Source organism: Methylobacterium sp. GC_Met_3, from assembly GCF_026540775.1.
In the GTDB taxonomy this organism is placed as follows: Bacteria; Pseudomonadota; Alphaproteobacteria; order Rhizobiales; family Beijerinckiaceae; genus Methylobacterium.
On sequence record NZ_JALNUL010000001.1, the window covers coordinates 473,299 to 485,552 of the forward strand.

Genomic DNA, 12,254 nt, shown 5'->3' on the forward strand with positions numbered 1-12,254 from the left:
CGGCTTACTGCACGCTGACGAGGGTGAGGTCGACGAACCAGGATTGCGGCGAGACGAAGCCGTGGACCGTCTTCGCCATCCCGCGCGGGTTGAGGTCGTGGACGATGAACAGCCAGGGCGGGTTGTCCACGAGGCGCTCGTGCGCGGCCTTGGTCTGGGCGTCGATCACCTTGGCGTCGGCGGTCTCGGCCAACGCCTTGAGGGCGGCGTCGAACGCGTCGTCCTTCCAGTTCGGGAAGTTGAAGCCGGCCGGCGGGAAGCGGTCGCCCCCGAAGTAGCGCGCCATCACGGCGGCGTCCGACGAGGGCGAGGAGACGTTGAGCGCCAACGAACCCTGCAGGCTCTGCGCATCCGGCAGCGCGCGGCTGGAATTCAGCAGCACCTGCCACTCGACCACGTTGAAGCTGAGATCGACGTTGCAGGCCTGTTTCAGGTTCTCCTGCAGGTACTCGTTCATCGGCATGGGCAGCATCTGGCCCGAGCCGGACGACGAGATCATGATCTTGAGTTTCAGGGGTTTCGTATCCGAATACCCGGCCTCGGCCAGCAGCGCCTTCCCCTTGGCGGCGTCGAACGTGTAGCGGTTCTTCGGAGACCCGAAATTCGGGTCCTTGTCGTTGAGCCATCCCGTGGCCGGCTCGGCCGTTCCGTTGAGCAGCTCCACCAGGGCGGACCGGTCGACGCAGTAGTTCAGCGCCTGCCGGACACGCACGTCCTTCAGAGGGCTGTCCTTGGCGCCCATGTTGTAGATGTAAGGCCAGACATGCGGGTAGGAGCCCGTGGTGATGGTGAAGCCGGCCTGCTTCAGGGACGGGATCGCGTCGGGCGCCGGCACCTCGATCCAGTCGACCTGTCCGGACCGCAGGGCCGCGACCCGGGCATTCGCCTCCGGGATCGGCAGCAGCCGGACCCGGTCGACCTTGGCCATCCGGTCCGGGTCCCAGTAGCCATCGAACTTCGCGAGATCGACCGCTTCCCGCGGGGCGACGCGGGTGATCTTGAACGGCCCCGTCCCGGCCGCCGGCAGCGCGGCGACCTTGCTCCAGTCGCGCCCCGCCTTGTCGAAGGATGCGGGTGAGGTGAACAGCAGATAGACCACCATGTAGGGGAAGTACGACGCCACCTGCGTTGTGGTGATCTGAACCGTCGCGTCGTCGATCTTCTTGTAAGATCCGACCAGCGGCGCCCGGGCCCGGGAGATGCCCGCGCCCTGCGGCTCGAATTGCGGGCTGTCGTTCTTGAAGTAGCGGTCGAGATTCCAGATCACCGCGTCGGCGTTGAACGCGGTGCCGTCATGGAACTTGACGCCCTGGCGCAGGTGGAAGGTCCAGAGCGTCTTGTCGTTCGGGTTCTGCTCCCAGCGCTCGGCCAGGGCCGGGACGATGCCGGCGAGCTTGGTGGTGCTCTTCAGGTCCCACTGCACCAGCCCCTCGAAGATCGGGTAGCCGAGGAAGCGCATGCCCTCGAAGCCGTTGTTGGGCATCCCCGTCGTGGTCGGAATGTCGGTGGCCGTCATGGCGATGCGCAGCACGCTTTCGGCGCTGGCAGGCCCCGCCAGGACGACCGGTCCAGTCAGGGCGACGGAACCGGCCAGGGCGGCGGCAATCAGGCGGCGCATTTTCATCGGACCCCACGGGTGGAAGGTGCGGCTCGCCTCGGGCAAGTCCCGCGCCAGACCGTGCCATGATGCCAGCGTTCGGCGAACGGGAGATGTCACTTGCCGCCCCTTGCGTTGGGCCGCCACGGCGTCACGATAATACAGAATCCATGGCGCCGCCGAGGCCGCCAGCGAGAGGGAGAGCTGCCCGTGAGCGATGGGATGCCGGCCGCCATGAATGGGGCCGAGAGCCTCGTCCGGACCCTCGTGGAGGGCGGGGTCGAGGTCTGCTTCACCAACCCCGGCACCTCAGAGATGCATTTCGTGGCCGCCCTCGACCGGGTCGAGGGGATGCGCTGCGTGCTGTTCCTGTTCGAGGGCGGGGCGACCGGCGCTGCCGACGGCTACGCCCGAATGGCCGACAAGCCGGCCTCGAACCTGCTCCATCTGGGGCCGGGCCTCGCCAACGGCTTGGCCAATCTTCACAACGCCAAGAAGGCGCGCACGCCGGTGGTCAACATCGTCGGCGAGCACGCGACCTACCACCGGGAATACAACGCGCCGCTGACGTCCGACATCGAAGGTCTGGCCTGGCCGATGTCGTCCTGGGTGCGGACCGGCATGAGCGCCGCCGAGATCGGCCCGGACGGCGCCGCCGCCATCGCGGCTGCCTGTACCGCGCCCGGTCAGGTCGCGACCCTGATCCTGCCCGCCAACACCGCCTGGGATCCCGGGACCGGGCCGGCACCGGTGCCGGCGATCCCCGAGCGGGCCAAGGCCGGTGACGCCGCGATCGCGGCCGCGGTAAGCGCGCTGCAGAGCGGTGAGCCGGTGCTCCTGCATCTCGGCGACCGGGCGGTGCGGAACGAAGGCCGGGTCATCGCCGCCCGGATCGCCCGCGAGACCGGTGCGCATCTGATGGCGATGACGTCGAATGCCCGGATCGATCGCGGCGCCGGCACCGTGCCGATCGAGCGTCTGCCCTATCCGATCGACCAGGGCATCGACGCCCTGAAGGGTTTTCGCCATATCATCCTGATCGGCGCGACCCCGCCGGTGGGGTTCTTCGCCTATCCGGGCAAGCCGAGCCTGCTGGCGCCCGAGGGCTCCTCCACCATCACGCTGGCCACCCCCGAGGAGGACCAGATCGACGCCCTGGAGCGGCTGGCCGAAGCCGTCGGCGCCCCACCCGCCGAGCCGGTCGCCGCCGCCCCTCGACCGAAGCTCCCGACCTCGGGGCCGCTCGATCAGGACACGATCGGGCAGGTGCTCGGCGCGCTGATCCCTAAGGGTGCGGTGATCTGCGACGAGTCGATCACGACGGGCCGCAACTTCTTCGCCCTGACCCGGGACGCGGCGCCCCACACGTGGTTGCAGCTCAGCGGCGGCTCGATCGGGCTCGGCATCCCGATGGCGACCGGCGCGGCCATCGCCTGCCCCGACCGGAAGGTGATCAACCTGCAGGCCGACGGCAGCGGGCTCTACACCGTGCAGGCGCTCTGGACCCAGGCGCGGGAACGCCTCGACGTGGTAACGCTGGTCTGGTCGAACCGCTCCTACGCGATCCTGCGAGCTGAGCTGACTAATGTCGGCGCGCTCAATCCCGGCCCGAAGGCGATCGGCATGCTGAGCCTCGACGATCCGGCTTTGGATTGGGTGAGCCTCGCCAGGGGATTCGGCGTTGAGGGACGGCGCGTCGAAACCCTCTCGGACTTCATCGAGGCGTTCCAGCACGCGCTCGCCAACCCGGGGCCGCACCTCATCGAAGTCGCCCTGTGAGCGGGGCCACATACGCCCTCCCCGGGCTCGACGGCCCGGCCGAGATCCGAGTCGACCGCTGGGGGCTGGCGCATATCCGGGCTGGCTCGACCCGCGACGCCTTCCGGGCGCAGGGCTTCAACGCGGCGCGGGACCGGCTCTGGCAGCTCGACCTCTGGCGTAAGCGCGGTCTCGGGCTGCTGGCGGCGAATTTCGGACCCGGCTACCTCGCGCAGGACCGCGCCGCCCGGCTGTTCCTATTCCGGGGTGACATGGCGGCCGAATGGGCTGCTTACGGGCCGCAGGATACGAAGGCCATCGTCACGGCCTTCGTGGACGGGCTCAACGCCTATATGGCACTGACCGAGACGCGGCCCGAACTGCTACCGCCGGAATTCGTCCTCACCGACACCCGCCCGGCCCACTGGCAGCCGGAGGATGTGGTGCGGATCCGCAGCCACGGTCTGGTGCGCAACGTCCTCTCGGAGGTCGCCCGCGCCCGCGTTCTGGCCCGCGCCGAATCCCGGGAGGCCGGGCTTGCCGCGGACGACCTGCGCAAGCGGATCAGCCCGCCCCACGAACCGTTGGTGCCGGACGGACTCGATGCCGCCGACTGGCCGGACGATCTCCTCGACGATTTCCGCCTCGCCACCGCGACGGTGGGCTTCTCGCCCGAACGTCTGGCGGCGACCCGCGACGAGGCCTGGGCCTGGAGCAAGGTCGACGCGCACGGCGCCGTCACGCGGGGACCGCGCGCCGCCCCGAAGGGGCCGGCTGAAGGCTCGAACAACTGGGTGGTGGGGCCATCCCGCACCGAGACCGGCCGTCCGATCCTGGCGAGCGATCCGCACCGGGTCTACCTGCAGCCGTCCCTGCGCTACGCGGTCCATCTGACAGCGCCGGGCCTCGACGTGATCGGGGCCGGCGAGCCGGCGCTGCCGGGCATCTCGATCGGCCATAACGGCCACGCAGCCTTCAGCCTGACCATCGCGCCGATGGATCAGGAGGATCTTTTCGTTTGCGCGACCGACCCGGCCGGTCCGGATCGCTACCGCTACGGCGACGGCTGGGCGCCGATCGAGCGCGTCGTGGAGAAAATCCCGGTGCGCGGTGGGCCGGACGAGACCGTGGTGCTCGGCTACACCCGGCACGGCCCGGTGATCCGCAAGGCTGCGGGCCGCGCCTTCGCGCTGCGGACCGTCTGGTCCGAGCCGGGTGCTGCCGCCTATCTCGGCAGCCTCGCCTATCTCGGCGCCAGCAGCCCCGAGGCCTTCGGCGAAGCCCTGCGGCACTGGTCGGCGCCGTCCGTGAACCAGCTCTACGCCGATGCCGCGGGGCGGATCGCATGGTTCATGGCCGGCAAGGCGCCGGTGCGGCCGGCCCATGACGGGTTGATCCCGGTGCCGGGCGACGGCCGGTACGACTGGGCCGGGTTCCACGATCCCGGCACCCTGCCCCGCAGTCTCGACCCGGAGGCGGGCTGGCTCGCCACCGCCAACGAGATGAACCTGCCGCCGGATTTTCCCGCGGAGGCGCACAAGGTCGGGTTCGAGTGGGCCGAGCCCTGGCGCGCCCGGCGCATCCGGGCGGTGCTCGGCGACCAGACCCGGCACAGCCTGGAGGATTCGCGCGCGCTTCAGGGCGACGCTTTCTCCGAGCCCGCTCTGCGGCTCGCCGATCTGGTCCGGGCCATGTCGCCCGCCTCCGATCCCGATGTCGCTTCGGCCCAGGCGCTGCTGGCGTCGTTCGAGGGCCGACTGGATCCGGATTCCGCGGCAGCTGCTCTCATTGAGGTATGCTGGGTCCACCACCTGCGGCCGGCCCTGCTCAAGGTGCTGGTGCCCGATGCCGGCACCCGGCGCCTGCTGCCGCCGGGCGATACGCAGAGCCTGATCGAGCGGCTGGAAAACGGCCTCGACCCGGCGGCGCGCGACGCGGTTCTGGCGGACGCCCTCGGGGCTGCGTTCCGGGATTGCCTGGAGCGGATGGGGGCGGACCCGATGGGGAGGCTCGTATCGGCCGCGCCGTCCTCCGACGGGCAGCAAAATCCTCTGAAAACAGCGCTTTCCCCCTCCCCCCTGCGGGGAGGGGTTAGGGGTGGGGGCGGTGCAGAAGGCACCGCCCTGCTCGATTCTATACCACCCTCACCTCCAACTCCTCCCCACAAGGGTGAGGAGAGTACCCTCCGGCTCCACGAGCCCAACCCGCGGGGTGGATGGTCCTGGGGCCGACTGCACCACGCCCTGTTCGCCCATCCCCTCACCGCCCTGAGGCCCGATCACGCCTGGGATGTCGGCCCGCTGCCGGTCGGCGGGTCCGCGGCATCGGTCATGCACGCGGAGTACCGGACCGACACGTTCCGGCTCACCCACGGCGCCTCGTTCCGCATGATCGTGGACGTGGGCGACTGGGACCGATCGGTCTTCGTCAACGTGCCGGGCCAGTCCGGGGACCCGGGCAGCCCGCATTACGCCGACCTGGCCCCGATCTGGGGCCGCCAGGACCATGTGCCGATGCTCTACGGCCGCGAGGCTGTCGACGCCGCCACCGAGACGATCATCATCTTGAGCCCCGCCTGACCGGGCGGCCGGGACGGAGTGGGACGGAACCTTGAAGATCTTCATCGCGGGCCTCGCCACCGAGACCAACACCTTCGCGCCGCTGCCTACGGGCCGCGCGGCTTTCCACGCCGATTACGCCCGCCGGGACGGCACCCGAAATCCGCCGAGCCTCAGCAATATCGGCCTCAAGGCGTGGCGCGAACTGGCCGAGACCGACGGTCATACGGTCGTCGAGAGCCTCTCGACCTTCGCACAGCCCGGCGGGATCACGCTCCGGGCCGTCTATGAGGAACTGCGCGACGCCCTGCTGGAGGATCTGAAGTCCGCCCTGCCGGTCGACGCGGTGCTGCTGTTCATGCACGGCGCCATGGTGGCCGAGGGCTATGACGATTGCGAGGGCGACACCCTGGAGCGGGTCCGCGCCATCGTGGGTCCGGACACGGTGATCGGCGTCGAGCTCGATCTGCACTGCCACCTGACCGAGACGATGCGGACGAGCGCCGACGTCATCGTGATCTACAAGGAATACCCCCACACCGATATCGTGGACCGCGCCCGCGATCTCTATCCGCTCGTGATGCGGTCGGTCGCAAACGAGATCCGGCCGGTGATGGCCTATGCCGATTGCCGGATCATCAACATGTGGCGCACCAGCCGCGAGCCGGTCGCGGGCTTCGTGCGCCGGATGGAATTGCTGGAGGGGCGGGACGGCATCCTGTCGGTCTCCTTCGGGCACGGCTTCCCGTGGGGCGACGTGGCCGATGTCGGCGCCAAGATGCTCGTCGTCGCCGACGGCGATGCCGGCAAGGCGCAGGCGCTCGGCGACGAACTCGCTGGCGCCGTCTGGGCGATGCGCGAAGAGGCGGCGAGCCGCTGCGACACGATCGATGCGGCCATCGATGCGGCGCTGGCTTCCGACGACCCGCGCCCGATGGTGCTGGCCGACTTCGCCGACAATGCCGGTGCGGGCGCGCCCTCGGACAACACCGCGATCCTCGCGCGCTTGGCGGAGCGCGGGGTGCAGGACGTGGCCCTCGGCCTGATCTGGGATCCCGGCGCGGTCGGGATCTGCCACGAGGCCGGGCTCGGGGCGCGCTTCACCCTCCGGATCGGCGGCAAGTGCGGCGTGACCTCGGGCGATCCCGTCGACCTGCGCGTCACCGTGCGCGGCCTCTCCGAGGACCACAGCCAGACCGGGCTCAGCGGCGGCCGGGCCCATCTCGGCCCCGCCGCCTGGGTCGAGGCCGACGGGCTCCACGTGGTGCTGACCCACAAGCGCCAGCAGGCCTTCGCGCCGGACGCCTTCACGGGACTTGGGCTCAGCCTCGACGACAAGCGGATCGTCGTGGTGAAGTCGATGCAGCATTTCTATGCCGCCTTCGCGCCCATCGCGAGTGAAGTCCGCTACGTGGCGGCGCCCGGCGCGGTCCCGCCGGATTACGGCGCGATTCCGTACACGAAGCGTTCGGGCGCCTACTGGCCGCGCGTCGCCGATCCCTTCGCTGAGGAAACTGCCCAATGATCCCGGACCTGCACCTCGACGCGGGCGAGATCCTCGCGACGCTGCGCCCCTGGGTCGAGTGCGAGAGCCCGACCTACGATGCGGCCGCGGTCAACCGGATGATGGGCGTGGCCGCCCGCGACCTCGCCGTCTTGGGGGCGCGGGTCGAGACGATCCCGGGGCGGTTGGGCCTGAGCGATTGCGTCCGCGCGCGCTTCGCGCATCCGCGCCGGGACGAGCCGGGGATCCTGATCCTCGGCCATCTCGACACCGTCCACCCGGTGGGGACGCTGGGCGCCCTGCCCTGGCGGATCGAAGGCGAGCGCGCCTACGGGCCGGGCATCCTCGACATGAAGGGCGGCAACGTGATCGCGCTGGCGGCGATCCGTGCGCTCGCGGCGGCCGGGATCGAGACGCCGCTGCCGATCACCGTGCTGTTCACCGGCGACGAGGAGGTCGGCAGCCCCTCGACCCGCGACCTGATCGAGGCCGAGGCCGCTCGCCACGCCTTCGTGCTCGTGCCCGAGCCTGGCCAGCCGGAGAATGGCGTGGTGACCGGTCGCTACGCCATCGCGCGGTTCGACCTGGAGGCAACCGGCCGCCCGAGTCATGCGGGAGCCTCGCCCCACGAGGGGCGCTCGGCGATCCGCGCCATGGCGCGCAAGATCCTCGCGATCGATGCCCTGTCGGATGCCGATTGCACCTTCTCCACCGGCATCGTCTCGGGCGGGCAATGGGTCAATTGCGTGCCGACGCTCTGCCGCGGCCAGGCGCTCAGCATGGCCAAACGCCAAGCCGATCTCGACCGAGGCGTCACGCGGATTCTGGCGCTGGCGGGGGAGGAGGACGGCGTCCGCTTCACCGTGACCCGCGGCGTGACCCGGCCCGTCTGGGAGCCCGATGCCGGCTGCATGGCCCTCTACGAGACGGCGCGGCGTCTGAGCGAGGCGCTCGGCCATTCGCTGCCCCACCGCAGCGCTGGCGGCGGCTCGGACGGCAACTTCACGGGTGCCAACGGCATCCCGACGCTGGACGGGCTCGGCCCCCTCGGCCAGGGCTATCACACCCTGGAGGAGCACGTGCTGATCGAGACGCTGCCGCGGCGGGCGCAGCTGTTCGCGGCGTTGCTGGCGAGCCTCGGGGCGGCGTGAGTCGTGGTTTCGAAAGGGCGAGCCCTTTCGCGGGTCCAGGGCGGAGCCCTGGCGTCGGGCTTCCCCCGAGATAGTCAGGGCTTTGCCCTGACAACCCACCAAAGGGCTTTGGCCCTTTGGAAACCCTGGACACGCGGGCGCTCAGGCCGGATCGACCGGCATCTCCGGCACCCCCGCCGCCTCGATCGCCGCGCCGGCTGCGAGGCACAGGTCCTCCCGGTAGCGAGCCGCAACGAGCTGCACGCCCACGGGCGTGCGCCCGACGAGGCCTGTGGTCACCGTCAGCGCCGGGATCCCGAGCGGCGCCAGCCCGACCTGAAGGAGGTTCGCCTCGAAGGCCCGGGCGATGCCGGCCTCCGTCCGGTCGAGCCCGTCCGGGAACGGCAGCTCGCCCGAGACGGGCACGAGCAGCACCGGGTTCTCGGCCAGGAACACCGACCAATCCCGGGCGAGCGTGAGGCGCAGCGTCAGCGCCCGGGCGATCGCGTCCGGCGGCATCGCCTCGGCCCGCGCCCGGAAACTCTCGAGGAGGCCGATCGCCGCCGGGTCACCCTCGCGCTCGGCCGCTGCACGGACAGCCGCATAGCCGTCGCCCAGCCAAAGCTGGAGCTGCAGCTCGCTCGCCTCACGGATCGGCGGCGTGTCGGCGATTTCGGTGACCGTCCAGCCTGCTTCCGCCAGCCGGCGGGCCGAATCCCGGAGGGCGGCCTCGACCTCCGGCGCGGTGGCGAGACCGCCTGGCCGCACGCACAGGGCGACCCGGCGCGGGACCTCCGGGCCCACGAGCGGCGCCGGCACCCACCAGGGATCACGCGGCTCGGGCGCCGCCATGGCTTCCAGCCCGAGGCGCAGATCCGCGATGCTGCGGGCCAGCGGCCCCGATACGGCCATGAGCTGCGGTCCGATCCCGCGCTCGGGGGAAGACGAGTTCCAGGCCGGGATGCGGCCGAGGCTCGGGCGCAGGCCGTGCACCCCGCAGGCATAGGCCGGGTAGCGCACCGAGCCGGCGATGTCGGTGCCGTGGGCGATCGCCCCGATCCCGGCCGCCACCGCGGCGCCGGCCCCGCCCGACGAGCCGCCTGGCGTCAGCGCCGGATCGCGCGGGTTCTTGGTGTCGCCGTGAAGTTGGTTGGTGGTGAACCAGCGCAGCGAGAAGGCCGGCGTGTTGGTCCGCCCGAGCAGCACCGCGCCGGCCCGGCGGAGATTGGCGACCACGGGATTGTCGTCCGCGGCCATGAGATCGCGCTGGAGCCGCAGCCCGTTGGTGGTCGCGAAGCCGCGCTGGTCGGCGTTCACCTTCACGGTCACGGGCACGCCCGCCAGGGGCCCGAGGGCCTCGCCGCGACCGCGGGCGGCATCGATCGCCTCCGCCTGCGCCAGCACCTCCTCCGGGCGATGCTCGACCACGGCGTTGATCCGGCCGTTGACGGTGTCGAGCCGGTCCAGGGCCGCCTGCGCGACCTCTCGGGCCGAGACCTGGCCGGTCCGAATCAAAGCCGACAGGTCGGTCGCCGTCAGACGCCAAAGCTGCATCGAAATTCCTCTCGCGCGCCCCGAGGGGCCAAAATCCGCCCCTGATTCGCGTCGCCGGGCACGGTGGCATCGTTGCATTCAATATGCAGGCCAGCCGCCGCTTTTTTGCGCAGCCGGGGATCGCCAGTCCGCACAAGGATTTGCCGCGCTGCAGCGGAAATACCTAAGCATTCATCCGTATCCGACCCTTGCCACGATGGGTCCGATCGATAACGTGCTCAGTGTTCGCGCGTTCAACAGACCCATTCACGAGGGAGGGACGATCTCCTCGGTCCACGGCAAGTAACCTCCAACACAGGACGAGACCCATGGCAGAGGTGATTCGCGTCAAGCCGACGCATGACGGCACGTACACCGTGTATCGCGGCACATTGGCCCTGATCTGCGGTCTGACACGGCTCCAGGCCGAGCGCTACGAGGCCAGCCTGACAGGGCAGAAGCTCGCAGCCGTCGCCTGATCGGCTCAGGTCACATCAATGGGGCCGAGGTCGCACATCGTGCCCTCGGCGCCCAGTCCGCGGCGCCGGGCCGCGAGTGCGTAGCGCTCTCCCGTCTGGGCGATCTCGTATACGATGTACGAGGCCCGGCGCGCCGCGACGGCCCCATGCCCGTCGGGTCGGGCCGAAGCTGAAGACGCACCCACGACCGGCACGCCGCGCCCGTCGGGTCCCGGGATACGGGCGGTGCTGGTCACATGATTGTGGCCGTGCAGGATCAACTCCGCACCCGCGCGTCCGATCATTGCCGTGAAAGCCGCTGCGTCGAGCAATTCGCGGCCCGCCGTTGCGCCGCCCGGCTGCGGCGGGTGATGGATCATCACGACCCGGAATGGACGGCCCGGCTCGGTGGCGAGCGCCCGGAGCAGCGATTCGGCCGCAGCCAGCTGCGGTGCGCCCAGGCGTCCCGTCGCCACGAAGGGCTTCGTCGGGATCGCGCTCGACAGGCCGACCAGGGCGAGCGGTCCGCGCCGGCGCAGATAGGGGAAGCGGCCGACGGATCCGGAATCGTCGCCCGTGTAGGCGCCGCAGGCCTCGAGCAGCCCCTCCAGGGAGCCGCGGACGTAGGCGTCGTGATTGCCCGGCACGAAGCTCACCGCATCCGGTGGGCCCAATGCCTCCAGGAAAGTGCGCGCCGTCGCCCACTCGCTCGGCAGGCCGATGTTGCACAGGTCGCCCGTGCAGGCGACATGCTCGGCGCCCTGCCCTTTCAGATCGGCGACCAAGCGCTCCAGTACGGTCATGTCGTGACTGCGCGACCGGCCGCGCCGCCAATTGGCGTAGCCGGTGGCCCGCTTGCCGATGAGCTGATGCAGACGCACCCGGCCCAGGGGGCCGACATGCGGATCGCTGAGGTGGACGAGGCGGAAGGTCAACGCCGGTAATCCCGCGCGGGACGGCCCGGGAGCGGCCGAGGAGCGGGCCCCGCATCGCGGGCGCGGGCGCCGCCGTCAAGCACCTCCCGTCACGCGCTGCCAATGAGCATTCCGACGGCCAGAACCAGGGCGCCGCCGAGCATGACCTGCAGGGCTGCGCGCGGGAACGGCGTGGCCATGTAGCGGGTGCGAATCGCCGCGATCGCAACGAGCTCCACGATTACGACCAGGACCGCGAGGCCCGTGGCAAGCCAGAAGGGGTTCGGCCACCCGGCCGGCAGGGTGTCGGGGATCGCGTAGGGCAGCGTGTGGCCCAGACCGCCGAGCGTCGTCATCGCGCCGCAGACGAGGCCGCGGATCCAGGGGTCGCCGCGGCCGGTGATGCTACCGTCGTCCGACAGGGCCTCGGTGAAGCCCATGCTGATCCCTGCCCCGACCGAGGCCGCGAGGCCCACCAGGAAGGTCGCGTGGTTGTGACCCGTGGCGAAGGCCGCCGCAAAGATCGGCGCCAGCGTCGAGACCGAACCATCGATCAGGCCGGCGAGACCGGGTTGCACGTAACGCAGGACGAAGGCGCGGCGGGCTTCTCCAGCCAACGCCGCGGAGCTCTCGAGGACGGCGGCCATAGTGGCTCTCCCTTTCTAGATCAATTCCAATCTATAGTCTGGAATAAATCTAAACAAGCGGACCCGCCGTGTTTTCGCCGTGCCGCGGGAGCATCCGCGTCACCCCGGGGGCAGCAGCTTACCGGCGCTTCGCGCGCAGGTTGTGATCCGGGCCG

General features: G+C 70.5%; 8 protein-coding genes and 1 pseudogene. 5 read left to right on the forward strand and 4 right to left on the reverse strand.

Features of this window, described 5'->3' with window-relative positions; genetic code table 11:
* Positions 1-4 precede the first annotated feature (4 nt).
* Complete coding sequence (locus tag OXS27_RS02345) at positions 5-1,618, reverse strand: ABC transporter substrate-binding protein (protein ID WP_267354001.1); 1,614 nt, start codon at positions 1,616-1,618, stop codon at positions 5-7.
* 213 nt (positions 1,619-1,831) lie between these two features.
* Between OXS27_RS02345 and OXS27_RS02350 the strand changes: the two genes are divergently transcribed.
* Genes OXS27_RS02350 through OXS27_RS02365 form a run of 4 tightly spaced genes read left to right on the forward strand, consistent with a single transcriptional unit; the run spans position 1,832 to position 8,568 of the window.
* Entirely contained in the window at positions 1,832-3,376 is a 1,545-nt protein-coding gene (locus OXS27_RS02350) for an acetolactate synthase large subunit (RefSeq protein WP_267354284.1), read from the forward strand.
* Entirely contained in the window at positions 3,373-5,934 is a 2,562-nt protein-coding gene (locus OXS27_RS02355) for a penicillin acylase family protein (protein ID WP_267354003.1), read from the forward strand. Before OXS27_RS02350 ends, OXS27_RS02355 begins: the two co-directional genes overlap by 4 nt.
* A gap of 31 nt (positions 5,935-5,965) precedes the next feature.
* Positions 5,966-7,438, forward strand: a complete 1,473-nt coding sequence (locus OXS27_RS02360; RefSeq protein ID WP_267354005.1) for a M81 family metallopeptidase — start codon at positions 5,966-5,968, stop codon at positions 7,436-7,438.
* On the forward strand, positions 7,435-8,568 hold the full coding sequence (locus OXS27_RS02365; protein ID WP_267354007.1) for a M20/M25/M40 family metallo-hydrolase: 1,134 nt from the start codon (positions 7,435-7,437) through the stop codon (positions 8,566-8,568). The genes OXS27_RS02360 and OXS27_RS02365 overlap by 4 nt, the downstream gene beginning before the upstream one ends.
* A 141-nt stretch (positions 8,569-8,709) precedes the next feature.
* On the opposite strand, the gene OXS27_RS02370 is transcribed toward OXS27_RS02365, so the two are convergent.
* On the reverse strand, positions 8,710-10,101 hold the full coding sequence (locus tag OXS27_RS02370; RefSeq protein WP_267354009.1) for an amidase family protein: 1,392 nt from the start codon (positions 10,099-10,101) through the stop codon (positions 8,710-8,712).
* Positions 10,102-10,409: 308 nt separating this feature from the next.
* Between OXS27_RS02370 and OXS27_RS02375 the strand changes: the two genes are divergently transcribed.
* Positions 10,410-10,559, forward strand: a complete 150-nt coding sequence (locus OXS27_RS02375; RefSeq protein WP_243916722.1) for a hypothetical protein — start codon at positions 10,410-10,412, stop codon at positions 10,557-10,559.
* 5 nt (positions 10,560-10,564) lie between these two features.
* On the opposite strand, the gene OXS27_RS02380 is transcribed toward OXS27_RS02375, so the two are convergent.
* Both OXS27_RS02380 and OXS27_RS02385 read right to left on the reverse strand, forming a co-directional pair.
* Positions 10,565-11,473, reverse strand: a complete 909-nt coding sequence (locus OXS27_RS02380) for a metallophosphoesterase (protein ID WP_243916721.1) — start codon at positions 11,471-11,473, stop codon at positions 10,565-10,567.
* Positions 11,474-11,562: 89 nt separating this feature from the next.
* Positions 11,563-12,054 (reverse strand): annotated as a pseudogene (locus tag OXS27_RS02385) (VIT family protein); the annotation flags it as partial.
* Positions 12,055-12,254 lie beyond the last annotated feature (200 nt).

Bases quoted from the DNA above. Each gene is read 5' to 3' on its own strand.
- OXS27_RS02345 (WP_267354001.1), bottom strand. From the start codon at position 1,618: ATGCGCCGCCTGATTGCCGCCGCCCTGGCCGGTTCCGTCGCCCTGACT.
- OXS27_RS02350 (WP_267354284.1), top strand. From the start codon at position 1,832: ATGAATGGGGCCGAGAGCCTCGTCCGGACCCTCGTGGAGGGCGGGGTC.
- OXS27_RS02365 (WP_267354007.1), top strand. From the start codon at position 7,435: ATGATCCCGGACCTGCACCTCGACGCGGGCGAGATCCTCGCGACGCTG.
- OXS27_RS02370 (WP_267354009.1), bottom strand. From the start codon at position 10,101: ATGCAGCTTTGGCGTCTGACGGCGACCGACCTGTCGGCTTTGATTCGG.
- OXS27_RS02375 (WP_243916722.1), top strand. From the start codon at position 10,410: ATGGCAGAGGTGATTCGCGTCAAGCCGACGCATGACGGCACGTACACC.